The organism is Bradyrhizobium betae (assembly GCF_008932115.1).
Lineage (GTDB): Bacteria > Pseudomonadota > Alphaproteobacteria > Rhizobiales > Xanthobacteraceae > Bradyrhizobium > Bradyrhizobium betae.
Window position 1 is genome coordinate 112,307 of record NZ_CP044544.1, and the last position, 24,659, is coordinate 136,965.

Consider the following 24,659-nt stretch of genomic DNA (forward strand, 5'->3'; position numbering starts at 1 on the left):
TGCACGTCCGTTTCGCACACCGCGACCTTCTCCTGCAGGGAGAGTCAACAGAATCGATTGTGCCGCTTCAACCTCTTGCGGTGTCTGCGGCAAAAAGAAAACCATCACCCTCGATCGCTGGGGCTTGGGTTGCTTCTGACGAAGGAAAAATTAAAGTGCTCCTTAAGGTTGCCGGACCCTCCATCTGGTCGGTACGAGGGATTAGCTGGTATTTTCGGCCGCGCTGTTTCATCCGCTTGAGAGCGGAAAATTCTCACTCGCGAGGCTTTGCCGATTTCTTTGTATTCGTGGGATAACCAAAAGCGAGAAAGAAATGGGCTACGCGAATCGTACCGTGGCTCGGTGCAAGATCTGGGTCACGTTCGTGTTCAGTGTCGAAGTCCGCAGTTGAAAATAATACTGATGGACGCTCATATGAACTGCCCGATGCGTTTGCCCGGATCCTCAATTCTGTAACGAGCTTCTTGTCGGCGAGCGCATCGCGCAACGGCGGGACCACCTCATCTTCCGCGTCGATCAGGATACCGACCATGGCAGCGACAGCCTGCCGTCGGCTGTAGATGCCGGTGACAAAACGACCCAACCCCTTGTCACGAAGGTAATGCGTGCGGTGGCTCTTTTGCCGGCCGACCTTCTTGAACTCGAAAACCAGCTCGATCCGTCGCGTATCATCGTTCCATCCGTAGACGATATCGGTGCGGCGTTCTTGGGTGAGTTTCGCCGTTTCTATATCAATATTGTGGAGGACCCCTTCAGCAGCCCACATACCTAGCAAGCCTCGCTCCCGAGCGGTGACGTTCTCGACGTAAGCCTTCAATGCTTTCGTGAGCGTGGGCTCCTTCATCCCCGGATGGAAATGGGCTCTCGGCTGTTCGGCGAGAATCCGCCAACTCTCTCGTAAAGCATCGACCGCGTCGGTTGCTGGTCGGATCGGGAAGGCAGAAAGCCAATCATGTCCGGTTGTCACGCGACCTCCGAACGGATCACGGGCGACAACCGGCTCTGAACAGATATCACGATGTGCTCGGCATCGCGAAGCGCTTGCCGTACGGTCCAACTGCGTCGAGACAACGGGCGCACCAGATAGAGCGACCCGTCGATCCAAACATGTGCATCGGGGACAAGTTGAAGCGCATCGCCCGATGAAATCGCCATCAGCCCCGCTGCGCGAAGCTGAGCGAGCGTCGTGATGACCAGATCGTCATTAAGCTGAGCGCTGGAAGTGGCCGGCGCAGTTGTCTCTTTGGCGTAGCTCACCCGAACGATTCCCGACGGGCCTTGGCGAGCCGGATCACTGGCGACAACGGCGACATGAAACCGTCCGCCGCCACCGGTCCGTTCGCGCCAAGTGGTCAAGGAGGCAGCCAGCGCGTCGCCGTATGTCCGAAAATCCTCCAGATGGGCGGTGGCCTGAGCCGGCGTGTCGAGGCTTTTGAAACTTCGCGGCCGGATCGAAGGCATCAGGATGTCGACGGTTTCGCGAACCAGCGCCTGCTCGCTCTCGTGCAGGCCAAAATATTTGAAGACGGCCTTGTCGAGGGCAATCTGGATTTCGCCGTAGCGGCGGCGTTGATCGAGTTCCGGCAAATCGGATAGCTTTTGCATATAAGTGCCGACCCTCGCGAGCGCCGCTTTAGCGGCCTTCGGATCGGGTGCCGCGTCGACGTCAAAGAACGGGAAGGTTTCGACATCTGACAGATGGACGCCATTGCGTTCGCAAAGCATCTTCCAGCCGCGCATCATGAGGAAGTAACGGGCGAGCTTCGATCGCAGATAGACCGCGGCGAACTGGAGCAGCGCCGCATCTTCGCTCGACCCGGAAATGACGCCGATGCTGTGCGTGAAAGTGGCCGGGCCATCGTAATAGACCGCGCGGACTGTATGTTCGAGTTTCGAGAACCCGTCCGGGAAAAGCACGCGGGGACCGTCGAAAACCGCCATCACCTCGTCGTTGAGGCCAACGACTGTCGTCTGCGTCCTCGGCCACGGCTTCAAGAGATCGGGATGCAACACGGGCGACCCCGCGCTGAGCGCGGGCACCGGCACGAACGGCATCTTGCGCAACCGGCCGGCGCTGACTTCCGTGCGGCTCTTGTCGTTAAGATGAATGCCCTTGCGATTGACCCATCGCCGGAATGGTTGCGGCCCCTTCCAGAAGTCGCTGAACGTTCCGCGCGCCGTCAGGCGCGTCCACAGAGTCATATCGTTGGCGTCGCCCCACATCAGCGTGACGAGAAGCTGCGGATCCTGGGCGACGGAGCGGGTTTGCAAAACGTGTCGATCGGCGGACTGCATGGTGAGGCGGCCGAAGGCCAGGCTCATGTCCGCTTTCGGGACGCAGTAATCGAAAGTCTCGCCAAATGGAATTTGCGCCTCGACGGCGCGGCGTTGCCCGAGGAATACATGGCAGGTGTTCTCGGCGGTCGGAAACAGCAGTCCCTGAAGATCACCGAAGTTGATAAGACGCGCAGGCTGGAACAGGCTGAACAGGCGCGCGACGAAGGATGCGCTGGACGGTCCTAAGAACTGTCCAATCGGCAGGATGAGGCAGACGCGCCCTTGCTCGGCAAGAAAGTCGCTCGCTCTCAGCGCGTATGCGCCGGCGATCTGGCGTCGAACGAATGGGGCGCCAGCGCGCTCCGCCCAAACGTCGGCCGACGTGACGTCTTCGCCTTCGGGCTCCGACCATGGCGGATTGGAGATAATGAGGGTGAAGCGCTTGTCCGCAAACCCGTGCTTGGGTCCGAAGAAGTCGGCCGTTGGGCCGTGGCGCAGATTGCTGCCGTCCAGCGGTGGCAGCTTCTCGTTTTCGCGCTCCTGCGCCTCCATGATATCGGCGGGGTTGAGACCTTCCAGCAACGACAGATAGAGGCTGAAGGCCGTGACGCGGCAAGCCATCAGATTGATGTCGGCGCCGAATATGCGTTTGACCAGAAGCTCTCGACGCTGTTTGAAACTGAGTTGGCGGCCGTCGCGCGCCTCCGATAGCGCGATGAGACGGCGGTAGGCCGTGGTAAGCAGAATTCCAGATCCGCAAGCGCCGTCGAAGATCGTCTCGGAAAGAGGATCGGCCGAGGTGACGAACGCTTGATCAACCGCCAGCATCGCGAGGTGACGCGGCGTGTAGTAAGCGCCGTCTTTTGCCTTCTGGTCGGGAGACAGGAAAGATTCGTAGAGGCCGGATAGCAGCTCAACCGGGATATAGCTGAAATCGTAATTCCAGAAATCGCCCTGCCCGGTGGTCATGTCGGTCCGGCGCAGGAATTGATCGAGCAGCGCGAACCCCTCTGTATTCAACGCCGCCCAAGGATCGTGCCGATCGCCCCCTAAGAAATCGCCGTTGAAATCCTGACGAAGCGCGTCGATGAGGCTGCGGACACCACTGCGGTTGGCTTGACCGACGAGCGCATGGAGTTGATCGACCTCACGTCTCTGACGATAGGTCGCACCGACAATGTCGCGATGTTCGAGATATGAGATGAAGAGCACCTGCCCCATCAGCAACTCGGCGTGGCGCCGCCGCAGCGATGCGTCGATGGCTGCCCGGAATCCGACCTTCGACATCTTGAGTACGGTGCTCGAGAGATTGGCGAGCAACTTGCGATCGACACGCGCCTTGATGTCAAACCATTTGGGTGCGCGGCGGGAGAGATTGGCCGAAGCGATGTCGAACGCCGAGAACGGCCCATCGGGACGCGCTTCGCCGAGCGTCAGCCTTTCCTCCGCGTTGCGGAGCTTTCGGGCCGGCACGGCAACTGCCGTCTCGCCCTTGATCTCGATCACCACCGTGGCGAGATTCTGGTTCCATATCCGCTTGCGGATCTCGTCCAAAGCGGCGGCGGTGAGTGGCTCGTCCGTATCGCCGACAAAGACCACCGTCGGGACGCCCTCAACCTCAAAGACGGCCTGGGCGCGAATCACCCCATCCGGCTTGAGAAGGGACTTGATCTCCAGTGCATAGGGGTGAACTTCCGGAACGTCCTCACCCCGGCGATGCAGCACGGCGGGCTCGGCGGCATAGCCGAGCCTTTCAAGCCAGTTCTGCAGGGCCGAAATTGTCACGCTGGTCCCTTCCGATATTCATGCCCCGAGAATGAGAACATATCATGAACATTTGTTGGTGGTGAAGCGGTCTGAGGGCGAGCAACCCGGGTTGTCCCGGTCAATGGCGCGCCTCATGCCGAACGCCTCCGTGCCAGAACGGTCAGTTTGCTCGGGGCTCGCCGCCGCACTTGTTTGACTGGCAAGCCAGCGACGGCCTGGACCGGGAAGAGATCGAATTGGCCGGGAACGGTAGCCGGACTTGGCAATGCGAATCCCGCCGACAACACATCCAGGTGAGCGTTCAGGCGAAGGAGCAGCACGTCGCCTGCCGGAAGTTGATCGGCTGCGTCCTCTACGAATGTCCATCGATCGCCGCCGAGGAGCGCCACGTTCTGTCCCCAGAGGGCGATAAACGACTTGGTGCGCAGCTCCCGTCGCAGGCTGTTGAAAAGGCTCTTATGAGCCTGGAGTTCGATATGAAATTGCTCCCGCAGGGTCACTGCGAGCCTTAGAATAAGGATGGTTTGCCACGTATACTCGGCCGGAGACCCCTTCCGTCTGGGTTTCACGTCGGCTGGAATCAAGGCGCGGCGGCTCGTCCATTCCCGAAGTCTTTCGGTGGAAAGACCGGTGAGCTGGCAGGCGTGAGGCGTTGTGACGTAGCGCAAGATCGCTCCCTCAGATCGGGTAACGTACCCGATCTTGTTTTAAGAAATGGCTATCAGACCTTTCGCCGCGTGTCGATCAAGTGCTCCTTGGAGCGCGCACATCGCGCGTGGGAAACCCATCTCGCCCGCGCGAGCTTCCGTCGCTACAGGATTCCCCAGGCACGATATCTTCCTCTTCCAGTCGCCTCACGCAGGCCGAGCTCAGCGACCAGATTCTGGGCGGCGCGTGGCGTGATCTTCAATTCCTTCGCGATCATGGCCGCTGAGACGATCGGCCGGGTCAGCACATAGTCGATCAGCGCCGGCAGCCGGGAGGTCGAGCGGCGGCCGTCGAGCTTGCGGGCCAGCAGCGTGCGGGCGGTCTGCCAGCGGTCGTGATCCTTGAGCCCGGCCTCGGCGGCGGCCGCAATCGCCTCGAGCTGCATGGCAAGCCGGGAGGCCGCTTCGCGCGGCCGTCGCCGCTCGCGCGGAATGGCTTTGAGTCCGTCATGGATGCAGGCCAGATGCCAACGCGTCTTGGCGCGCTCACGCAGCACGGCGGCCGAAAGCAGGCGTCCGAGCCAGGGCATGTGCTGCAGCGGTTCGATCCGGTCCCAGGCATCGGCGGTGATCGCCGCCGCCAGCGCCGGCGGCAATGTGCGAGTCTGATCGGCGACACGCTGCCAATCCTCGATCCTGGCGTCCTCATCCCAGTCGGGATCGTAGACCAGCGGATCGCGCTCGGGCTGGCGCAGGGTTTCTCCCGCGAGGGTGCGCTCGGTTTGTGCCACGGCCGCGTCGATGGCGGCGAAAGCGTCCGCGAAAAGCGCGTCGGGCGCATCGGCCGGAGCAGTGTCGATGAACTCTTCATCGTCGGCGAGTTCGCTATTCTCGCCAGCGACAGATCCATTTCTTTCCCGGTTGCCCTCCCCGCCCCCGCCGCGCAGGCTATCGAGGCCAGCCGGCGACAGCGCCCAGTCCGGCTTGGCCTCGGCGATCCGGCGCCGCGTTCGCAGCACGGCTGTCGAACTGCCCTTAAATCTGCAACATAGGATCACGTCGTTTCAGCGGGTTACGGTCGCCTGATGCGTACAGCACTGTCCTCGAGGCTGCGACATCGCGAGGGTGGCCTGTCGCGGTTGGGTCACAAGATACCCCAGGCCTTGTAGCGTTCGCGGCCGGTCAGTTCGCGTGGTACCGAGCCGATTTCCCGCATCATGAGGTCGACCGCCCGCGGCGTCACGCGCAAGGCCTTCGCCGCCATGGGTACCGTCACGACCGGGTGCGAGATGAACAGATCGACCAGTTCCCCAAGCCGCGAATTCTTCCGCCTGCCCTTGAGTTTCAGACTCATGACCCGGTGCGCGAGCGCCAGCCGATCGAGCTCCTTGTAGCCGGCGCTGGCGGCGGTCTCGATCCATTCGAGGAATCCGACGATCCGCTCGTAGGGTTGATGATGGGGCGCGCGGCGGTATTTTGCGTACCGTGCGCCGAAATCGACCGCCGCCAGATGATACTTCGTCTTCTCCTTTGAACGCAGAATGAGTGCGGCCATGAGGCCGGCCCGCCAGTGACCGCGCTGGATGGGTTCGAGCCGCAGCCACTGGTCCCAGGCGACGGCGGCCGTGATGAGGGCCGGCAGTTTTTCGACCTCGCTGATGGCGGTGCGCCAGGCGGCAAGTCGCTCGGATTCATTCCAGCCGGGCTCATAGATAAACTCGTCGCGTTGGCGGCTGTCGGCCTCGCCTGCCCGCTCGCCTTCGAGACCCAGGATGCCTTCGTCGGAGAGCGGCCAGTCGATGGCGCGCCGCGCGACCGTGCGCCGGGCCCGCAGCACCATCCAGGCATGGCTCGTGGCTTGATCGACGATCTTGTGGTTGGTGTTGGCGTCGAGCAACACGAGATCTTCGAGATCGACGAGCTCGCCCTGCATCCAGAGGTTGGCGCAGGCTTCGCGGAAGTCGCTGCGGGACTGGTATCCCTCGCGAAACGGCGACGATTTCAGGCGCTCGTCAAGCCGCAGCAGCGCTTCGTTGGCGCGCTCATAGGCCGGGCTGGCCGCAACCTCGGCGCCGATCTTCAACGGGGCAATCATCGCGCCACCCGTATTTCTGTTGATGGGTTGTGACATCCAGATGATTGGGCTCGACTTGCGTGCCCGGTGGGGCGAGCCTGTTGCGGGGGCGTTGACGGCGAGCGACGCCGATGTCCGAGCCCGACAATAAGGTCGATTCGGAGGTCGATTGGCAGGTGGCCTGCGAGCGGGCAGCGATCCTGCGGCGAACCTTCGCGGGCCCCGATGGCCGGTGCGAGCTCAGGCTCTCTGAGGCGGCCCGCCTGCTCGGCGTCGACCGAACCACGCTCTACCGTTGGCGCAAGCGCTATGGTGTCGAGCATCGCGCATCGGCCCTGATGCCGCGCGCCAAGGGCCGGCGGTCGGGCACGCGGATTCTTCCGCGGTGCCTGGAGGAGCTGATCGCGCGCGCCATCAAGACCTTCTATCTGACCGCCGAGGCTCCGAGCCTTGCGGCGCTGGTGTGGCGCATTCAGGCTCAGGCGCGCGAGGCGGGCCTGCGCAAGCCGGCCTGGCGCACGGTGCGGCGCCGGGTCGAGGCCATAGATACAAAAGAGCACCTTCGCCGACGAGAGGGAGCCGCCGCCGCTTCGGCTCGTTGTGAGCCGGTCGTCGCCAGTTTCGACGTCAGTGAGCCACTCGCCGTCGTCCAACTCGATCATACGGTCGTCGATGTCGTTGTTGTCGACGAGGTCGATCGCAAGCCGCTCGGCCGTCCGGTCGTGACCTTCGCCATCGACGTGGCGACCCGCATGGTGACGGGATTCTATCTTGGCTTCGACGAGCCGTCGGTGCTGAGAGCAGGTGTCTGCCTTTCCCAATCGGTGTTCGAGAAGGAAGCGTGGCTGGCGGCGCGCGGCGTCGCCCTGGCCTGGCCGGTTGCCGGCTTGCCGCGCGTGGTTCATGTCGACAATGCCGGAGAATTCCATGCCAGCGCTTTCACCCGTACGCTGCAGGATCACGGCATTCAAATCATCTACCGGCCGATCGGCAAGCCGCGTTTCGGTGGCCATGTGGAAAGGCTGATCGGAACACAGATGGGCGCGGTGCATCTGCTGCCCGGCACGACGTTCTCGAACCCGGTTGCGAAAGGGGTTTATCCGTCCGAGCAACGCGCCGTGATGACGCTCAGGGAGCTCGAGCGCTGGATGCTGCTCGAGATCCTCGGGGTCTATCATCAGCGCATCCACGCCGGCTTGTCGCGACCGCCGATCGCGGTCTGGCAGGAGCGAACCCGCGGGTTGGCGCTGCCGGCGCCCAGGAATCGCATGGCGTTCTTGGTCGGTCTGCTGCCGGCTGAGCGACGCATGGTCCGGCGCGACGGGGTACGGTTGTTCGGCATCCGCTATTGGTCGGATGCGCTCGGCGACCTTCCGGGCCGCGGCTATCAACGGCTGGAAGTCCGCTATGATCCCCGTGACCTGTCGCTGATCTATGTTCGCAGACCGCAAGGGCAGTTTGTCGAGGTGTCCTACCAGAATCTCGGCCGGGCCCCGATCTCGCTCTGGGAACAGCGCCGGGCGGTCGGCCGCTTGCGGGCGCAAGGTCGCGCGGAGGTGGACGAAGCCCTGATCTTCGAGACCATCGCGGCGCAACGGGTGCTTGAGGACGCGGCCCGGCGTGGCTCCAAAGAAGCGCGCCGCCAGATCGTCCGCCGTCCGGCCCCGATCTCGCCGCCGCACGATGAGGCTCGCGGGATCGGCCCGATCGACACCAATGATGCTCGGTTGCGCCTGTTCGACGTGGAGGTCATTCATGATAAGCATCGCCCCTGACGACGCCCTGCGGGCTCGCTTTATTGCGACAGCGAGCGAGGAGGCGCGGATCTGCGACGCCAGAGGCGATCGCTGGATCACCTACCCGAAAGCGGCGGTCGTCCTTGGCCAGATGGAGCGCATCCTGGCGCACCCGCGCAACTGGCGCATGCCGAGCCTGCTGATCCTCGGCGAGGCCGGGATCGGAAAGACCCAGATCGATCGGAAATTTGCCAGGTTGCATCCGCCCGAGATCGGCCGCGAGCGTGGCCGCACCACGATGCCGGTTGTCTCGATCCAGATGCCGCCAGGCGTCACGCAGCGCATTCTCTATCTGACGCTGCTCGAAACGATCGGCGTGCACGGCCCTGCCCGCGCGATGTTCGAGACCAAGACGCAGGTGCTGCGGGCGCTGCGCGATCTGGAAGTGAGGGTCATCGTGTTCGACGAGGTGCACAATTTGCTCGCCGGCGGCTTCCGGGAGCAGCGCAAAATACTCGCCGAACTGCGATACCTGTCGAACGAACTGATGCTCTCCTTTGTCTGCTTCGGCACGCACGATGCGCGAGAGGCCTTCGCCGGGGATCCGCAATTGGCCCGTCGCTTTGGTCTGTCGGAACTCGGCGCTTGGGACCTCGACATGGATTTCGCGGCGTTGATCGCGACCGTGTTGAAGAGCTTGCCGCTGCGCGTCCCGTCGACGCTCGGGGCCGAGGCCCTGAAGGCTGTCATCAGGCTTACGCGCGGCAACACCGCCCGCATTTTCGAGATGATGGGCGATCTGGCCGTCGAAGCCATCCGGTCGGGCGAGGAGCAGATCACGGATCAGCATGTCGAGCGATGGCGTCCGAGCCTGTTCGAGCGCACCATCGTCGCGTGAGGTGGTCTGGTGCCGCATGCTCCCGCTCCGTCGACCGCGTGGCGTTGTTGTTGCACATCAATGGCAGCGCGGGCGATGTTGCGGATTGAAGGACAGCGCGACAGCGATGGCCGCCCAAGGCAGCGGATCAGGAATCTGGTAGCTGGAGTGCAAGGCTTTGATAACCTTAACAGGAATCGATTAAACGGAAGCTATCACGCCTTTCACTTCCGTCATAGCGATGCCTTTTGGCGCATCCTCATCACTATCGATAATTACCTCTTATCGATAGTGTTGGACACCGAATCGCAAATCAGCGATTCTGAGAGCCCAGAGCCCGGAAAATCATCCCCGCCGGGCCTCCGATCGACGCGAGGACGCAACCCTGACAGCCCTCTCCCCTCCTCCGGATGCGCTCGCTTGGCGGCAACGACGGCGCGGCTTTGGCCAACATCCGCGTCGGCCGAGCTCAACTGTCGTCGTAGAGGCTGTCGCGAAACGCCTTGTCGGCCGGCCGCGCCTTGATCCCGTTCCCCCGCTGGCCGAGTTTTTGGACGAACCGGGCGCCCTCCTCCGTCAGCGCGGTCGACTTTGGCTCAAGCTCCGCGTCAAGCTGCTCGAAGCCGGGCGCCATCTCGCTGGCCTCGATCGCCGCAATCTCCTCCCCGGTCAGATCGACGGTGCGAACGGCCCGACGATCATGCCCGGTCGCGCTGGCTTCGTCGGTCGGCGCCGGCGGCGTGTGGTTTTGTTTCGCGTGACCGCCCATGACGCTCCCTCCGTTCGCCTCCGATACTAGCGCAAGGACGTTTTCCCCGCACACCGCCCGTTGAAAGCCGCCGCGATTCGCCATATAGTCACGATAGTCATTATGGTCACAGGAGCAAGTCGTGACAATCCCCCGAAAAACCCCTGCTCACGAATCGGATCACTGGACGGTCGCTGGCGCCAAGGCGCGGCTGTCCGAGGTGATCGAGCGCGCTCAAACCGATCCGCAGATCATTACCCGCCACGGCAAGCCGAGCGTCGTCATGGTCTCGGCCGAGGAATGGGCGCGCAAGACCGTCCGCAAGGGCACGCTGGCCGAGTTCCTGATGGCCTCGCCGCTGCGCGACGCCGATCTCGACCTTGATCGGGTCCGCGATCAGTCGCGCGACCTCGATCTATGAACGTCCTGCTCGACACCAACGTGCTGTCGGAGGTTCGCCGGCCGGCGCCAGACCCCAAGGTGCTCGGCTGGCTCGATACGATCGATGAGGACCGGGCCTTCATCAGCGTGGCGTCGATCGCCGAGCTCCGGCGCGGCATCGTCCTGATGGACGATGGCCGCCGGCGCGCGGCGCTGACCGCCTGGCTCGCGGAGGATCTCCCGGCGCGCTTCGCCGGCCGGATCCTGCCGATCGACCCAGCGATCGCCGAACGCTGGGGCGATCTGATGGCGAAAGCCCGCCAAAACGGCTTTGCGCTTTCGGTCATGGATGGGTTTTTTGCGGCGACGGCGCTGGCCAAAGAACTCGTGCTCGCGACCCGCAACACCAAGGATTTTGTCCCACTGGGCCTGCCGGTGTTCAATCCATGGGACTGAGGCGCGAGACCCCCATGCCCGCTTCTCGGAATCGCGGAAACGGCGCGAAAAAATATGCTAGACTGTTAATCGAGGTGACCCAATGACCGATTTTGCCCGCATCAGCCAAGACCCCGCCGTGATGGGCGGCAAGCCCTGTATTCGTGGCCAGCGTGTAACCGTTGGCATGATTGTCGGCCAAATTGGCGGCGGCCGCACCATCGAAGCGCTGCTCGCCGACTATCCCTACCTTGAGCGCGAGGACGTGCTGGAAGCCCTACGCTATGCGGCCTGGCGCGCCGAAGAGCGGGAGGTCGATCTTCAGCGCGCGTCCTGATGCGGTTCCTCATCGACATGAACCTGTCGCCAAACTGGGTTTCTTTTCTGCAGGAAGCCGGCCTTGAGGCGACGCATTGGTCGAGCGTCGGCGCGGCCAACGCGCCAGATCGCGCGCTAATGCAATGGGCCGCCACGCATGACCATGTCGTCCTGACCAATGATCTCGATTTCTCGACAATCCTGGCGGCCACGGGCCGCCGAAAGCCGAGCGTCATTCAGATTCGCGCTGACCTCCTGACGCCGACGGCGATCGGCAGCGCCCTCCTCCGCGCAATCGCACAGACAGAGCACGAGCTCGCTGAGGGTGCGTTGGTGTCGATCGATCCGCAGCGTGCGCGCGTGCGCATCCTTCCCTTCGGTTCGTGATGGTCGACCTCCTCACCGATCACCACCCCCACTTTGACTCCGCGACTCGTCGCGCGCTGCAACTCGACGCGCTGTCGGCGATCCTGCCGATGGAGCGGCGCGATCGGCTCGCCGAGCTCCTCACCGACGACGACGTCGCAACGCTAAAACATCTCGCGCGCGAGGGCATGGGCGAGAACACGCTGCGCGCGCTCGCCTCCGATCTGGCTTACCTAGAGGGATGGGCGAAGGCGGCAACCGGCTCGCCGCTGCCGTGGCCGGCGCCGGAAAGCCTCACCCTGAAATACGTGGCGCATCACCTGTGGGATCCGGCCGAGCGCGAAACTGATCCGCACCACGGCATGCCGTCCGAAGTCGCGGCCGAGCTACGAGTGGCCCTGCTGCTTCGTACCGATGGGCCGCATGCCCCGTCGACGGTGAAGCGCCGGCTCGCGAATTGGGGCACCCTGCATCGCTGGAAAGGGCAGGAGGGTCCGTTCCATTCGCCCAGTCTTCGCACGGCGGTCAGATTGGCGGTGCGGGCCAGCACCCGACCGCGGCAGCGCAAGAGCAGGCGAGCCGTCACCCGCGACGTGCTCGACCGGCTGCTCGCGACCTGTCGCTCCGATCGTCTCGTCGACACCCGGGATCTCGCGATCCTGTTGCTGGCGTTTGCCTCCGGCGGCCGCCGGCGCAGCGAGGTGGCGCGGCTCCGGGTCGAGCAGATCAGCGAGGAGCCCCCGGTCCCGCTCGATCCCCGAGACCCGCACTCGCCGACCTTGCCATGCGTAGCGATCCAGCTCGGCCGGACCAAGACCGGCATCGCGGACGAGGCGGGCAGGGTGCTCCTGGTCGGGCCGCCGGTCGAGGCGCTGCGCGAATGGCTGGAACGCGGCGACATCTCCAAGGGGCCGATCTTCCGCGCCATCGACCGCTGGGAAGCGCTGGAGGAGCGGGCCCTGACCCCACAGTCGATCAATCTCATTCTCAAGCGGCGCTGCGCGATGGCCGGGTTAGAGCCGAGCGAGTTTTCGGCGCACGGGTTGAGGTCCGGGTATCTGACCGAAGCGGCACGCCAGGGCGTGGCCTTGCCCGAGGCGATGCAGCAGTCGCAGCACCGGTCGGTGCAGCAGGCGGCGAGTTACTACAATGACGCCGAGCGAGCCCAGGGCAGGGCATCTCGCCTATATTCGGTTGAGAAGTGAGGCGCCGGAGGAACCAAAGGACGTTGTCCGCAGACAACGTCCCGTCTGAAGTCGGATGTTGTCTGCGGACAACAAATGCCGTCGACCTCGCGTGGTCTATTGGACGTTAAGTTCTCGTTAACCCTTAATTTGTTGCGGCGACTCGGGATTTGTGTCTTCTCTCAAGACGGACAATTACCGTCTGACGCAGAGAAACCGTCTTGAGTTGCCATGATGAGCATCGTTGACGAGGGAAATGAGACGGCGAGCGCGCGGATCACGCGACACGCGGGCATCCTTTCGGGTCAGCTCCGTTCGCTGAGCACCACGCTGTTCCCTCCAGCAGCCAGCAAATCACTCCGCTCGTTCACCTCAGGCGAGGTCGCCAAAATCGTCCGCGTATCGGACGGATATCTCAGGCAGCTCTCGTTGGACGGCCTAGGCCCGATCCCCTCTACCGGTCATGGCGGGCGGCGGTCTTATACACTGGCGCAAATAAATGAGCTGCGCGCCTACCTTGCCGAGGCGCGTCCGCGGGAACGGCTTGAGTTTTTTCCGCGCCGCCGGGACGGCGAAAAGTTGCAGATCATCACCGTTGCGAACTTCAAGGGTGGCTCAGCGAAGACGACAACAGCCCTGTATCTTTCTCAGTATCTCGCACTGGCGGGCTTTCGGGTCCTGGCTCTCGATCTCGACCCCCAAGCCTCTCTCTCGGCCATGTTCGGCTATCAACCCGAATTCGATATCGGCCCAAACGAGACGATCTACGGGGCCATCCGTTACGACGATCAGCGCCGGCCCCTGCGCGAGGTTGTTCGCCCCACATATTTCGAAGGAATTGGCTTGGTGCCCGGAAATCTCGAACTCATGGAGTTCGAGCACCATACGCCCCGAGCGATGATCGAGCGTCGGGAGCGGGGACATGACCTATTCTTCCGTCGATTGGCTTCCGCGATTGATCAAGTGGCAGACGATTATGATGTCGTCGTGATCGACTGCCCGCCCCAGCTCGGATACCTCACGATGGGCGCGCTGAACGCCGCCACCGCGATGCTCGTAACAATCCATCCCCAAATGGTGGATGTTGCTTCGATGAGCCAATTTCTGCTCATGACCTCCGATCTGATGGCGGTCATCGAGGAAGCGGGCGGCCGCCTCGACCATGATTTCATTCGCTACGTCATCACGCGCCACGATCCAAATGACGTGCCGGAGGCCCAGATCGTGGCGCTCCTGCGAAACTTGTTCGGGGCGGACGTACTGCAAGCGACGGTGTGGAAGTCGACGGCAATCGCCAACGCAGGCCTAACCAAACAGTCACTCTACGAACTCGATCGCGGATCCGTAGGCAGAGGGGCATACGACCGAGCCCTGGAATCGGTGGATGCTGTCAACGGTGAGATCACGCAACTCATGAAGAAGGTGTGGGAGCGATGAGCAAGCGCACTGACACAATCAAAAGCCTCTTCACCGCCCCTCACACGGTCCCGTTGTCTGCTGACAACAAAACTTCCGCAGCGCCAGCGCGAGTCTCAGCCGGCGCCGTGCGGTCGCTGAAGGATTCGTTTTCGGAGGTCGAAAAGGAAAACCAAGAACTCCGGGACAAAATTGCCGCGGGCGCGATGATCATCGAGATCAACCCGCTCCTTGTCGATCCTTCTCCGGTCGCTGATCGTTTTCGAGACGACGACGCCAGCTCCGACGAGGTTCTAAAGCAATCGATTGCACAAAGGGGGCAGGAAGTACCGATCCTCGTCCGTGAGCATCCGACAACGCCCGGGCGATATCAAAGCGCGTATGGCCATCGTCGCGTTCGTATTACGCGTGAGCTAGGCATTCTCGTGAAAGCGATCCTCAAGCCCCTCTCGGATGAAGAGCTCGTGGTAGCCCAGGGCCTTGAGAACGGTCCGCGCGAAGATTTGAGTTTCGTCGAGCGCGCAATGTTTGCGATGCACATCGAAGACGCCGGACACAAGCGCTCGGTGGTTCAAGATGCACTCGCCATCGACAGAGCTGAGGCGTCGAAGCTGATCACCGTTGCGAAGGCGATCCCGCACGACATTGTCGACGCGATTGGCAAGGCTCCGAAAATCGGTCGTGGCCGATGGCAAACCTTTTCGGAACTGCTTGCGGACCCCGCGGCGGTCAAACGCATCAGAGCTGCAATCAGCGACCCGGCATTTGCCGGCCGAGATTCGGATGGGAGATTTCTCGCCGCATTTTCCGCGGCTAGCCGCCCTGCCGCGAAACATGCCTTCCAGACCGAACGCGCAGCTGCGGTACTGGCTGCTAACGGACAGCGTATCGCTCAAGTTCAACGTGCAGACCGCGAATTGAAACTCTCCATCGACAAGAAGGTGCCCGCCTCATTCGCGGACTTTCTCGTCGAACAGCTCCCGCACTTGTTCGACACCTTCTCCAAATCGAGCGAGCGTCAGGAGGCCAACGAGGCGTAACTGCCTCATCCATCAACCACCTACTAGGAGCAACACGGCAAAAGAAAAAAGGCCCCCGAAACGGAGTTCCGGAAGCCTTCTCTTCAAGTTTGGCGACTGAGAGAGAATCACTTTCGCGAATCGCAGTCAAGAGTCTCAACGCGATTTAATCGTCGTTTCGACGAGCAGATTTTCTTTGCCCTAACTGAGGCAAAGACATGCAGTCACACTCTCCAACGACGCCCTTTGGGCGGCGATCGCTGACGCTTGCCCACGTGGCAAGCCAGATGGGCGCAAGCGCGCGGCCGCCTGAGAAGGTCGTGCACAAATGGAAGATCTTCCACGCCATCTGCACGGCGCGGCCGCGTCTTGGCGTGTCCGAGCGTTCGCTCTCGGTTTTGAACGCGCTTCTCACCTTCCACCCTGAGACTGCGCTCACGGGAAAGGACGATCTGATTGTCTTCCCGTCGAATTATCAGCTGTCGTTGCGGGCGCATGGGATGCCGGCATCGACATTGCGGCGTCACCTTGCTGTACTCGTCGACGCCGGCCTGGTCGTTCGGCGCGATAGTCCAAACGGCAAGCGCTATACGCGGAAGGGCAGCGCCGGTGAGATCGAGCTGGCCTTCGGCTTCGATATCTCGCCACTGGTTGTCCGATCGGAGGAGTTCGAGAGCCTGGCAGCCGACATCGCGGCAGAAGCGCGGGCGCTCAAGCTTGTCCGTGAGCGGATCACGCTGTGCCGGCGAGACATTGCCAAGATGATCGCAACCGGTATCGAGGAAGCCGTCCCGACCAGTAGGGGAGGGCAGGGACCCGCCGACTGGCAGGAGGTTCACGGTGCCTTTCGCTCCATCGTTGACCAGATTCCGCGAACGGCGACGAGGCAAGAACTCGAGCCGATCGCCGAAGAGCTGTCACAGCTCGCCGATGACGTTCTCAATCTTCTGGAAACACATATCAAATCCACGAATTCAAGCGCCAATGAGTCCCATTCTGAGCGCCACATACAGAATTCAAATACAGATCCCCTTATTGATCTTGAACCTAGCCTCCGAGAAGGCAGGGCGGCGAGGGCGGAGCCAAAACCTGAAACGCCGAGGGTGGCGGAAGGGACCTATCCGTTGGGAATGGTGCTGAGCGCCTGCCCCGATATTGTCGATTACGCCAAGGGCGGGATTTTGAACTGGCGGGATTTGCTCGCGACCGCCGCGGTAGTCCGATCGATGCTGGGGATTAGTCCAAGCGCCTGGGAGGAGGCGCAAACGGTTCTGGGTGAGACGCCAGCCGCGATTGTCGTCGCGTGCATTTTACAGCGCGGCACCGCGATCAGATCCGCCGGGGGGTATTTGCGCGGTTTGACGCGAAAAGCCGAGGCCGGAGAGTTCTCGCTCGGCCCGATTTTGATGTCTCAGATCAATTCGCGTCTCGACGAAAAGCGCCGGGCATGACGCGATGACGGCCTCATCTCCACATCCCTGTTTTGCCCTGCGTTCTCGAGCTTGGACCATGGGCGCACCTGACTGCGAACGGTTGATCGAGCGCCCCGACGGCCGCGGAAAACTGAAACTGCGCGGCCGTTCCGCACTGTGTGGTCTCGCCGCCGACAAATCGCACGCTGCCTGGGAATCACCGAGCCGATCGTACCAACCCGTGCACGTCCGTGCTTCCTAAATGTCCTCCGCCGGGGATGCGCAAACTGCCGCGATAACGAATGTCCGTGCTTTTTTCTCGCACCGACCAAGGTGCCCGGTGCGGGCGACGATCGCAGGTCTTTCGTCCGGCCGGGCTGTCGCTCCCGGTTGCATGGCTGGAGTCCTATGGCCGTCGACGGCACGTCGGCCCCTGGATGCCCAAGAATTTTCCCCTGCCGTACACCCCGCAAGCGGGGACCCCGACCGGCATTCCTCGCGCACGCGCCTACGGCGCCAAAATTCGTGGGCTCCGGCCGGGGCGCAGCGCTGCGCTTGCCCTCCGCTCCGCCTCTGGCGGGCTCCGGCTCTGTTTCGTCTTCCCGGCCATTACGGAAAAGCCATCGCAACGGGGCACAGCCCCACAAGATGGAGAAAGACAATGCGCAATATCGCCGAATTCACCCTCATCGGTCGGGTCGGAACCATCAAGCAAGTCGGCAAGACCCTTCGCGTCAGCATCTGCGCCAACTACCCCTTCAAGGACGACAAAGGCCAGTGGAAGGACGACGCGCACTGGAACGAGGTCACGATCTTCACGAAGGCGATCCAGTCCTACGTCAACGAGCACGTCAGCAAAGGCGACCTGGTCCACGTGCGGGGACGGCTTCGGCAGAACAGCTTCGAGCGCGACGGCCTGCGGGTGTACACCGTCGATCTCATCGCTCTGGAGCTCGGCCGGTTGGCGCAAGCCAGCGAACGCGCCGCCGCCTAGCGAATAGCGGGGAGGCTTCGGCCTCCCCATCGCTCTCGCGTGTCGGCCGGCGCCGGACGAAAATCTGGATCGCTACGAAGGAAGCTTTCGCGATCGAGTCTGGCGCGCGAGTCCGCGATCGGCCCGATTTTTCTTGCCGATCGCCGAAACCAGCTCGTCGTAATTGACGCCGCTTTTCTTGAGAGCGCGGCGGGCATCTCCAACTTCAAAGCCGAGAAGCTCAAGCACGCTCATGTTCAGGCTCGAGGCGATCCGCTCCATCGTCCTCAGCGTCGGATTCCCGATACCGCGCAGGATCGTGTAGTAGGTGCCGCGCGCCAGTCCCGTCTTTGGCAGGAAAGCTTCCATCCCGCCGTTTTCGATCTCGAGCTGTTGCAGTCGAATCGCCAGCATCTCATTCAGGATCGAATGATCGACGGGCAGCGGCTTGCGAACAGGCGGCATCGTTTGACTGGCTTTCGGGTCCAAGGCGAGGAAACGACCGACAACATACACGAAGCCCGAGGTCCAGTATATTGGACGTTAGAAACTTTAACAGGCAAGTGCTTGAAACGACTCACTTTGCCGGTCGGTCATCCCTGGCTTCAGGGCGACGGGTGGGCCGATCGACGAAGCAATCTCAGCGGATCGACGCCCGCTCGCTCGGCAATGAGCTCGATGTAGTCGAGGCTGGGATTGGCGGCCGCCGTCATCAGATGAAAATAGCTCGACCGTGGTATGCGCAGGTGCTCGGCAAACTCCCGTCGGCTCAAACCTGATTCCAGCCGGAGTGCTTCCAGCCCCGCCTGGAACGACTGTCGCAGTGTGCTGCCTTGCGCCGCGTGAGCTGCCTTTCGGCGGCATTGCATTTCGCTCATCGCTCATTCCTCGCACTTCCCAACGCAGACGGACCCGACGATCCGCTGGCCAAAACCTACACGTTGGACGGCCGGTCAACATTCAATATAATAGACGGATTCGATTCAACCAGCAGAGGTGCGTTCGGACAAAGAAAAACCCGGCAGAGCCGGGTCTCTCGTGAGGATGAGCGGGCTGGCGACGCCAATCGCCAACAATGCCCCAATCGCTTGACGGCATATTAGCCCGCGCCATCCGACAGTTCAAGGAGATCCGCGTTTTTACGCCACGGACTTTGTTTGCCCGCGCTCTCGATAGTGAGAGGACGCGAATGGAGATGCTTGACCAAAACCCCGTAACGCCGTTTGGACGGCGACCGCTATCTCTCAACACCGTCAAGACGCAGCGCGACGTCAAAGAATGCCGCCCGGGCAAACCCGTGCACAAATGGCAAGTGTTCCGAAACGTCTGCGAGGCGCGGGGAGCGCTGCTGGTTTCCGACCGCGCGCTCGCGGTTCTCAATGCGCTTCTCTCTTTCCACCCCGACACGGTGTTGACTGCCGGCGCCACCGATCTGGTCGTATTCCCGTCAAATCGGCTTCTCAGCCTGCGCGCCCATGGAATGGCCGCCTCGACGTTGCGCCGCCACCTTGCGGCGCTCGTCGACGCCGGGATCGTTCTTCGGCGCGACAGCCCCAATGGCAAGCGCTACGCGCGCAAGGCGACCTCAGGCGATATTGAACAGGCCTTCGGTTTTGATCTCGGACCGATCGTGGCCCGGGCCGACGAATTCGCCGCTTTGGCCGAAGCCGCGATCGCCAAACGCCGGGCGCTCGGCATTCTACGCGAGCGGGTGACCCTGGCGCGGCGTGACATCGCCAAGATGATTGCCGCCGGCGTGGAGCAGGACGTCGCCGCCGATTGGGCATCCTATCATCGCATTTTCCGCGACATCATGGCCCGGCTTCCTCGCGTCCCGACGAGCGAAGTCCTTGAGCCCATCGTCGCCGAACTGGCGAGCCTGGCAGCGGCGATCGTCAACGTTTTTGAAAAAGACCTTGATCCGATCGAGCCTGCGCCTCCAAACCCGCCCGCGGATCAGATTCAGAATTCAGCGCCGGAGCGGCCGAGCGCATCCGAACCGGCCCTGGGATCAGCCGACCCCGAGACGGCCGACGCCGAACGTTGCCGATCGGCCGGTGCAATCCCCATTCGTATGGTTGTCGAACTCTGTCCTGACATCGTCGACTACGCACGCGGCGGTATTCGCACCTCTCAGGATCTTGTCAGGACAGCATCAACCGTGCGCCCCTTGCTCGGCATCAGTCCCAGCGCCTGGGACGAAGCCTGCACCGCAATGGGCGACGGACAAGCCAGCGTGGTGCTCGCCGCCATCCTGCAACGTGGCGCCGCCATCAAGAATCCAGGGGGCTATCTGCGCAACCTGGCTCGGCGCGCCGCGGCTGGTGAATTCTCGGCCTGGCCGATGCTGATGGCGTTACGCCGACAAGAGTGCGCGGCGCGTGACCGTGACCGCCTCCCGTCTTCCCTCCCGGACGATTGTTAGTAAAGGCGATCCTGCTCGTCTCGCTGCTATGATTTCGGCCCGCCAGAAGACGTCGCTGTCAAGTTTCGCGTGGAGGCGGCAGGCGGCCGATTCGTTTGAGGTGGTCGTAGACAATGCGGTCGATGATCCGAAGCGGCTGTGTTCGCTCCTCGGCGGCCATCTGACGGATCACAAGGTCGATCGCATCGGGAAAGCGCAACGCATAAGGCCGAGACGACGATCGCTCGCCGTAGGCATCGAATGGGTTTCGATCGCGGGCTTTCTGAACGCGTGGCTGCTTGCGGACGGACCCACTATCCGTGTGGGCGGAGTGGGCCACTGGCGTAGTGACCTGATCTTCATACGCCGGCGTCACGACAACCGGCTTGGCAGGGAGAGTATCTGGCTCCGACGGGTTGACCCGATGGGCGCGAAACGCGTCGCGGGGCAGGGGAGGACGATCCGGTTTCTGTGCAGAAGCGGGATCCGTCATGCCGCGCTATCGCTCTGGTCGGCGCCCTGGCTTGCCGCGAGCAATTCGCGCACGACCTGGTCGGCGTTGTAGCGGGCCTTCCTGATCGATTCGTCCTTGTCGCTCATCTGGTACAAGGTGCCATGTCCGCTGGTCATGGTGCGAAAGGTGACGCGCCGGTACAGCGCATTGGCGCAGACGGGAACCTTTTCCGCATCGAGATAGGCGACAACCTCCTTGAGGGGCCGGGTATTTCTGTCGAGGCCGTCATATTCATTGAACAGAACGCGATGCTGGCTCATCGGTAACTTTGAAGCCGCTGCATGTTGTTCGAGATTGCGGATCGTGCGTACGACCTGCGAAGCATCGAAGGTGTGCACCTTGCAGGGCAAGACGACGAGGTCGGCGCGGAGTGCCGACTGGATCAAGACATCGCCATAGTAGCCGGGAGTGTCGATGACGACGACGTCATAGCCATTCAGCCGATCGATCGCCTGGGCGAGGACTTTCCCGTCAGGCGCGCGCACCAGGTCCACGCCCTGCGGGCTCAAGCCACGCGCGACCGACGACGCATGCCATTGGTAGGATGACCCCTGCGGATCGGCATCCACGATGGCGGCCGAGTAACCGTGTTTGGCGAACTCGCCAGCCAGGATGATCGCGACGGTCGTCTTGCCACTTCCGCCTTTCGGGTTCGCTACGGCGAAGATGCTCGGCAACTGGTTCCTCCGTCGGCGATATCAATGGCCATAGGCGAATGGCAACATACAACATAATGAACATGCGGCAATCCCGCATTGTGCCATTCCGGTAGTCCGCGATCGCGGTCTCGATGCAATACGTTGTTGCGGAGATGCGCGAATGCGGGTGTACAGCATTGCTGCTGTCTTGCGATGCGGTGTTACGAGGTTCCGGCATTGTGATTGTGCGGTGTTGAGGTGTTATCTGCTTGCCGCTTTGCGGCATTCCGTTTGTGCGGCAATCGCGACATGGCGCAACACGGCAATACGGAATTACGGTATTGCCGCAATCAGTTGGTCATGGGAGGCACCTGCGGTGATGCTGTTGAAGAATCCATACGGACAGATCTTTCGGACGCGAGCGCTCTTCATGTGCTGAGCTTCTAACATTCAATGTATTAGATATTAGTTGACAAGATATCGGTTTGTGGGCCAAACCGGGGAACGGCTGCTGGGCGCAGCCGGAGGGCGCTGACGCGCGACGCCGGCGTCCTGTCGGGACGCCGGCGTAGTCGGCTCCGGTCTCACGACCGGCGAGCCGAGCGAACGGGAGGAGGAGGGGAACCTCGATGGTCCGCTCTGCAAGAGCCCTGCGACGCAAGCCGAGGCTTCGGACCGAGCTGTCCGATGCAGATGAGCAGCGTCTGCAGGAGGCTGTCGCGTTGTTCGGCCTGCCGAAAGCGGAGGTGGTGCGGCGATTGATCCGAGCGTCTGTTCAGGCGGGACCGGCCTTGTCGGCCGAGAACACGCGCGCTGTCGTCGAACTCGCGCAGCAGGTCCGGATGGTCGGCCGCAATCTGGCGCAGGTGCTTAGAGCCATCCATCGCGGCCAGGCCGTGCGGATCGAGGACACGGAGCCCGTGTGGCGAGGTCTTCATGAAGTCGTCGCCGCGATTAATGATGAGCTGACCGAAATGACGGTCGCCTACGGGTCGAAGTTGCGGCGAGAGGCCAAGTTGACGTTGCACTTCGTCGCCGATGAGGCCGCCCCATGAGCCGCGCAGCACAGATTGTCTGGTGGCTTGAACAGGTCGAGGCCGCGCGTCGGGCGGTCGCGGAGGCGCGAGCGGAACGTCGGCGGCCCCGCCGGCCCGGCGCGTTGGACGAGGACGTCCGCGCGAGGCGAGCACGGGTGGCGCCGCTTCCCAAGACGCCGCCGGCACAAGACATCATCCGTGGCGCGACCATCACGGGTGAGTGGGATGAGGAACGGGCCCGCTCGATCCCGGCCGCGAGCGGGGGTGGCGGCGCAGGACCTGGGACCGCGCCTCTGCGTGGCGCGCCGAGCCCGATCTCCGGAGGATTCGGCGCTAGCGGGACCGCAATGAGTTCCGGCGGGGCAGGACAGGGCGGACCCCTTGGCCGAGCCCGGCAACTCGCTGCCGGCTACCAGCCTGCTGTCATCAAGGTAGTGTCCTATGCGCGCGGCGTCACGCGCGCCACGGCGACCGGCCAATATGTCCAGCGCGAAGATGTTCCGCTCGAGACCCATGACGGGCGGTTGTTGACGAACCGCGAAGCCGTCGCCGACGAGATCAAGGCCTGGTCGGCAGATTTTTCGAAGCGTGCGGAGAGCCAGGACGTTGGCGCATTCCGTCTGAAGTTTGAAGGTGTCTCAGACAATGCCGAAGGCCGAGCGGCCTACCAGAAGGCGATCGCGGCCGGCTTCTCGGGACATCGCTACGCGGCTCGCGTCGACGTCGACGACAAGGGCGCGCTCGAGGCGCACGTCGTCGCCGCGATGGCCGGGAGCGGCAAGGAACGGTTTCGCATCAGAGAGGCCCAGGCTGCCGATCGGGATCATGACGCCCGACCACGCCGTCTTGATTCAGTGTCCGCCGCCGCTGTCCGCGCCAGGATCGAAGCGGCCTCGGCGATCGACGGGCAGGCGGTGTTAATCCGACCCGGGGCGACCAGCCATGGTCGAGACGGCGTCACCTACAGGCTCAATAAGCTGATCGAGAAGGACGCAGCACTCGACGACCGCGGCAAGAGCTTGTCCAACGTGGCAGATGCGCGGGTCGCCGCGCGCGAATGGGGTCCGTCGCTCCGGTCGCAATCCGCGCGCGATACGATGCACCTGATCATTTCGGCGAAGGCTGGAACGGATGTGGCCGCCTTCACCGATGCAGCGCGTGCGTTCCTGCACGATCGCTTTGCCGATCATAAGTTCATGTTTGGCGTTCATACGGACAAGGAATCGGCCGGGCACATTCACGCTCACGCCGTCATCACCGTGAAGAACGAATCCGGCCAGAAGATCCGTCCCAATCGGGATACGTTCGCGGAATGGCGCGAGGTGTATGCACAGCACGCTCAGGCACAAGGCTTGAAGATCGTCGCGACCACCGCGAAGGAGCGGGCTTCCTCGCAAAGTTACGGCCCGAAGGATAAGGCGATCGTCGAAGCGGCGGATCGGCCGCGTCCGGCGCGAGAAGCCCGAGATCGCGCCTATGCTGCCGATCCCGCCAATCAACGTCTTATCGACAATGCGCGGCAGCGGATCCGGGTGGCGAGGACCAATCCCATCCGCTTGCCGATGTCCGCGCCTGACCGCAAAGTCGTGAACGAGAGCATCGTGGCCTGGAAGGCAGTCACGGTGGAGCAGCCTTCAAACCGGATGGCGAAGGATATGCTTGAGCGGCTGTTGATGGCGCAGACTGTTGGAGCCATTCTTCACACGATCGGCAAACGGGTGGAATTGTTGAGCAAGGAGGGCGACATGCCAATTACATCGGAGCAGATGGTCCAGGATCTGCGACTCATGAACGAAGCGGTTTCGCGAACCAGCGACCTGTTAGATGGGGAGACCAAGCAGCAGTTCCGTGAGACTTCGGCGCGCTACCTTGAAACGCTTGCCAATCGGATTGATCTCCAGCGGATGCAGGAACGCGGTGTGCAGCAGCTCGCCCAGGCGGAGGTCGAAGCCATCGTCGGCGTGAACGCCGATCGGCTTATCGAGCGCGCCCAGGAGATTCGGATCAAGGAAGAGTTTGAGGCGACGTCCGATGAATATCTTGCAAGTAGTGCAATCGATGCGGAGCGACGGCAGGAGGGCCGCGGGGGCATTGATCAAGCCTCGCAGCAGGAATTGCGGGCGGAAAGGGCTATCGTTGCCGGTTCGCAACAATCGGCGGCCCGGGAAGCGCGCGAGGCAGCCGCTGCTGCCGAGGCCGCGAGATCAATCGCCGAACATCCAGCACAGCCACTGCCGGCTGCCTTGATCCAGACCGATGGCTTGGCAAAGCTTCGCGCGGAACAGGAAAAGATCGTGCGTGAGCTCGAGGCGGAAAAGCCAAGCTTGCAATCAATCAAGGGACAAAGGCTTAGATGAGGAGCAAACATCACCAGCGAAATCTAAAAGGTACCGCAAATAGGATTACTGCGCGTTTGAGAATATCGTAACGGCATAT

General features: G+C 62.5%; 23 protein-coding genes and 1 pseudogene. 14 read left to right on the forward strand and 10 right to left on the reverse strand.

Features of this window, described 5'->3' with window-relative positions:
* Positions 1 to 253: 253 nt before the first annotated feature.
* From F8237_RS34995 to F8237_RS35015, 5 genes and pseudogenes are all read right to left on the reverse strand, one after another.
* Positions 254 to 967: a hypothetical protein gene (locus tag F8237_RS34995; protein ID WP_002719007.1), complete on the reverse strand. Its 714-nt coding sequence runs from the start codon at positions 965 to 967 to the stop codon at positions 254 to 256.
* Complete coding sequence (locus F8237_RS35000) at positions 964 to 4,062, reverse strand: N-6 DNA methylase (protein WP_002719008.1); 3,099 nt, start codon at positions 4,060 to 4,062, stop codon at positions 964 to 966. The genes F8237_RS34995 and F8237_RS35000 overlap by 4 nt, the downstream gene beginning before the upstream one ends.
* A gap of 113 nt (positions 4,063 to 4,175) precedes the next feature.
* A complete protein-coding gene (locus F8237_RS35005; protein ID WP_002719009.1) occupies positions 4,176 to 4,712 on the reverse strand; it encodes a MerR family transcriptional regulator in 537 nt (178 codons plus the stop codon).
* Positions 4,713 to 4,855: 143 nt separating this feature from the next.
* Positions 4,856 to 5,713, reverse strand: a pseudogene (locus tag F8237_RS35010) (RHE_PE00001 family protein); the annotation flags it as partial.
* A 122-nt stretch (positions 5,714 to 5,835) separates the two neighbouring features.
* Positions 5,836 to 6,774 carry a DUF1612 and helix-turn-helix domain-containing protein gene (locus F8237_RS35015; RefSeq protein WP_244626190.1) on the reverse strand — a complete coding sequence of 313 codons (939 nt, stop codon included), beginning with the start codon at positions 6,772 to 6,774 and terminating at the stop codon, positions 5,836 to 5,838.
* Positions 6,775 to 6,896: 122 nt separating this feature from the next.
* Between F8237_RS35015 and F8237_RS35020 the strand changes: the two genes are divergently transcribed.
* Complete coding sequence (locus F8237_RS35020; RefSeq protein ID WP_151650809.1) at positions 6,897 to 8,540, forward strand: Mu transposase C-terminal domain-containing protein; 1,644 nt, start codon at positions 6,897 to 6,899, stop codon at positions 8,538 to 8,540.
* Positions 8,521 to 9,399 carry a TniB family NTP-binding protein gene (locus F8237_RS35025; RefSeq protein WP_162006441.1) on the forward strand — a complete coding sequence of 293 codons (879 nt, stop codon included), beginning with the start codon at positions 8,521 to 8,523 and terminating at the stop codon, positions 9,397 to 9,399. Before F8237_RS35020 ends, F8237_RS35025 begins: the two co-directional genes overlap by 20 nt.
* A 448-nt stretch (positions 9,400 to 9,847) precedes the next feature.
* On the opposite strand, the gene F8237_RS35030 is transcribed toward F8237_RS35025, so the two are convergent.
* Positions 9,848 to 10,147, reverse strand: a complete 300-nt coding sequence (locus F8237_RS35030) for a prevent-host-death protein (RefSeq protein ID WP_151650811.1) — start codon at positions 10,145 to 10,147, stop codon at positions 9,848 to 9,850.
* Positions 10,148 to 10,268: 121 nt separating this feature from the next.
* Here F8237_RS35030 and F8237_RS35035 point away from each other — a divergent pair, with 121 nt between their 5' ends.
* From F8237_RS35035 to F8237_RS35080, 9 genes are all read left to right on the forward strand, one after another.
* Complete coding sequence (locus tag F8237_RS35035; protein ID WP_151650812.1) at positions 10,269 to 10,547, forward strand: type II toxin-antitoxin system Phd/YefM family antitoxin; 279 nt, start codon at positions 10,269 to 10,271, stop codon at positions 10,545 to 10,547.
* Positions 10,544 to 10,963, forward strand: a complete 420-nt coding sequence (locus tag F8237_RS35040) for a type II toxin-antitoxin system VapC family toxin (RefSeq protein ID WP_151650813.1) — start codon at positions 10,544 to 10,546, stop codon at positions 10,961 to 10,963. The genes F8237_RS35035 and F8237_RS35040 overlap by 4 nt, the downstream gene beginning before the upstream one ends.
* A gap of 82 nt (positions 10,964 to 11,045) precedes the next feature.
* A complete protein-coding gene (locus F8237_RS35045) occupies positions 11,046 to 11,279 on the forward strand; it encodes a DUF433 domain-containing protein (RefSeq protein WP_048758120.1) in 234 nt (77 codons plus the stop codon).
* Positions 11,279 to 11,647, forward strand: a complete 369-nt coding sequence (locus F8237_RS35050) for a DUF5615 family PIN-like protein (RefSeq protein ID WP_048758121.1) — start codon at positions 11,279 to 11,281, stop codon at positions 11,645 to 11,647. Before F8237_RS35045 ends, F8237_RS35050 begins: the two co-directional genes overlap by 1 nt.
* On the forward strand, positions 11,647 to 12,831 hold the full coding sequence (locus tag F8237_RS35055; RefSeq protein WP_151650814.1) for a site-specific integrase: 1,185 nt from the start codon (positions 11,647 to 11,649) through the stop codon (positions 12,829 to 12,831). The genes F8237_RS35050 and F8237_RS35055 overlap by 1 nt, the downstream gene beginning before the upstream one ends.
* 213 nt (positions 12,832 to 13,044) lie before the next feature.
* On the forward strand, positions 13,045 to 14,247 hold the full coding sequence (gene repA / locus F8237_RS35060) for a plasmid partitioning protein RepA (RefSeq protein WP_151650834.1): 1,203 nt from the start codon (positions 13,045 to 13,047) through the stop codon (positions 14,245 to 14,247).
* Positions 14,244 to 15,266 carry a plasmid partitioning protein RepB gene (repB, locus tag F8237_RS35065; protein WP_151650815.1) on the forward strand — a complete coding sequence of 341 codons (1,023 nt, stop codon included), beginning with the start codon at positions 14,244 to 14,246 and terminating at the stop codon, positions 15,264 to 15,266. Before repA ends, repB begins: the two co-directional genes overlap by 4 nt.
* Positions 15,267 to 15,463: 197 nt before the next feature.
* Complete coding sequence (gene repC / locus F8237_RS35070; RefSeq protein WP_151650816.1) at positions 15,464 to 16,696, forward strand: plasmid replication protein RepC; 1,233 nt, start codon at positions 15,464 to 15,466, stop codon at positions 16,694 to 16,696.
* A gap of 622 nt (positions 16,697 to 17,318) precedes the next feature.
* Positions 17,319 to 17,651, forward strand: coding sequence for a single-stranded DNA-binding protein (locus tag F8237_RS35080; RefSeq protein WP_151650817.1), 333 nt, complete (start codon positions 17,319 to 17,321; stop codon positions 17,649 to 17,651).
* Positions 17,652 to 17,723: 72 nt separating this feature from the next.
* Here F8237_RS35080 and F8237_RS35085 read toward each other — a convergent pair whose 3' ends face one another.
* Both F8237_RS35085 and F8237_RS35090 read right to left on the reverse strand, forming a co-directional pair.
* Positions 17,724 to 18,095 carry a helix-turn-helix domain-containing protein gene (locus F8237_RS35085; protein WP_011505045.1) on the reverse strand — a complete coding sequence of 124 codons (372 nt, stop codon included), beginning with the start codon at positions 18,093 to 18,095 and terminating at the stop codon, positions 17,724 to 17,726.
* Between the two features lie 140 nt (positions 18,096 to 18,235).
* Positions 18,236 to 18,508, reverse strand: a complete 273-nt coding sequence (locus F8237_RS35090; RefSeq protein WP_151650818.1) for a helix-turn-helix domain-containing protein — start codon at positions 18,506 to 18,508, stop codon at positions 18,236 to 18,238.
* A 317-nt stretch (positions 18,509 to 18,825) separates the two neighbouring features.
* Here F8237_RS35090 and repC (F8237_RS35095) point away from each other — a divergent pair, with 317 nt between their 5' ends.
* Positions 18,826 to 20,055 (forward strand): plasmid replication protein RepC, encoded by a 1,230-nt coding sequence (gene repC, locus F8237_RS35095; RefSeq protein ID WP_151650835.1) that lies wholly within the window; start codon positions 18,826 to 18,828, stop codon positions 20,053 to 20,055.
* Positions 20,056 to 20,113: 58 nt separating this feature from the next.
* On the opposite strand, the gene F8237_RS35100 is transcribed toward repC (F8237_RS35095), so the two are convergent.
* The gene (locus F8237_RS35100) at positions 20,114 to 20,527 is read right to left on the reverse strand and encodes a hypothetical protein (protein ID WP_151650819.1); all 414 of its coding nucleotides are present in this window, start codon (positions 20,525 to 20,527) and stop codon (positions 20,114 to 20,116) included.
* A complete protein-coding gene (locus F8237_RS35105; protein ID WP_151650820.1) occupies positions 20,524 to 21,225 on the reverse strand; it encodes a ParA family protein in 702 nt (233 codons plus the stop codon). Before F8237_RS35105 ends, F8237_RS35100 begins: the two co-directional genes overlap by 4 nt.
* Positions 21,226 to 21,815: 590 nt before the next feature.
* Here F8237_RS35105 and F8237_RS35110 point away from each other — a divergent pair.
* Both F8237_RS35110 and F8237_RS35115 read left to right on the forward strand, forming a co-directional pair.
* A complete protein-coding gene (locus tag F8237_RS35110) occupies positions 21,816 to 22,241 on the forward strand; it encodes a hypothetical protein (protein WP_040427759.1) in 426 nt (141 codons plus the stop codon).
* Positions 22,238 to 24,580, forward strand: coding sequence for a relaxase/mobilization nuclease domain-containing protein (locus tag F8237_RS35115; RefSeq protein ID WP_100957211.1), 2,343 nt, complete (start codon positions 22,238 to 22,240; stop codon positions 24,578 to 24,580). The genes F8237_RS35110 and F8237_RS35115 overlap by 4 nt, the downstream gene beginning before the upstream one ends.
* Positions 24,581 to 24,659 lie beyond the last annotated feature (79 nt).

Excerpts from the sequence above, each read along its gene's own strand:
- F8237_RS35085 (WP_011505045.1), bottom strand. The coding sequence starts at position 18,095 with ATGCCGCCTGTTCGCAAGCCGCTGCCCGTCGATCATTCGATCCTGAAT.
- F8237_RS35115 (WP_100957211.1), top strand. The coding sequence starts at position 22,238 with ATGAGCCGCGCAGCACAGATTGTCTGGTGGCTTGAACAGGTCGAGGCC.
- F8237_RS35050 (WP_048758121.1), top strand. The coding sequence starts at position 11,279 with ATGCGGTTCCTCATCGACATGAACCTGTCGCCAAACTGGGTTTCTTTT.
- repC (WP_151650835.1), top strand. The coding sequence starts at position 18,826 with ATGCTTGACCAAAACCCCGTAACGCCGTTTGGACGGCGACCGCTATCT.
- F8237_RS35055 (WP_151650814.1), top strand. The coding sequence starts at position 11,647 with ATGGTCGACCTCCTCACCGATCACCACCCCCACTTTGACTCCGCGACT.
- F8237_RS35090 (WP_151650818.1), bottom strand. The coding sequence starts at position 18,508 with ATGAGCGAAATGCAATGCCGCCGAAAGGCAGCTCACGCGGCGCAAGGC.
- F8237_RS35020 (WP_151650809.1), top strand. The coding sequence starts at position 6,897 with ATGTCCGAGCCCGACAATAAGGTCGATTCGGAGGTCGATTGGCAGGTG.
- F8237_RS35025 (WP_162006441.1), top strand. The coding sequence starts at position 8,521 with ATGATAAGCATCGCCCCTGACGACGCCCTGCGGGCTCGCTTTATTGCG.
- repC (WP_151650816.1), top strand. The coding sequence starts at position 15,464 with ATGCAGTCACACTCTCCAACGACGCCCTTTGGGCGGCGATCGCTGACG.
- repA (WP_151650834.1), top strand. The coding sequence starts at position 13,045 with ATGAGCATCGTTGACGAGGGAAATGAGACGGCGAGCGCGCGGATCACG.
- F8237_RS35045 (WP_048758120.1), top strand. The coding sequence starts at position 11,046 with ATGACCGATTTTGCCCGCATCAGCCAAGACCCCGCCGTGATGGGCGGC.
- F8237_RS35110 (WP_040427759.1), top strand. The coding sequence starts at position 21,816 with ATGGTCCGCTCTGCAAGAGCCCTGCGACGCAAGCCGAGGCTTCGGACC.
- F8237_RS35030 (WP_151650811.1), bottom strand. The coding sequence starts at position 10,147 with ATGGGCGGTCACGCGAAACAAAACCACACGCCGCCGGCGCCGACCGAC.
- F8237_RS35080 (WP_151650817.1), top strand. The coding sequence starts at position 17,319 with ATGCGCAATATCGCCGAATTCACCCTCATCGGTCGGGTCGGAACCATC.
- F8237_RS35040 (WP_151650813.1), top strand. The coding sequence starts at position 10,544 with ATGAACGTCCTGCTCGACACCAACGTGCTGTCGGAGGTTCGCCGGCCG.
- F8237_RS35100 (WP_151650819.1), bottom strand. The coding sequence starts at position 20,527 with ATGACGGATCCCGCTTCTGCACAGAAACCGGATCGTCCTCCCCTGCCC.
- repB (WP_151650815.1), top strand. The coding sequence starts at position 14,244 with ATGAGCAAGCGCACTGACACAATCAAAAGCCTCTTCACCGCCCCTCAC.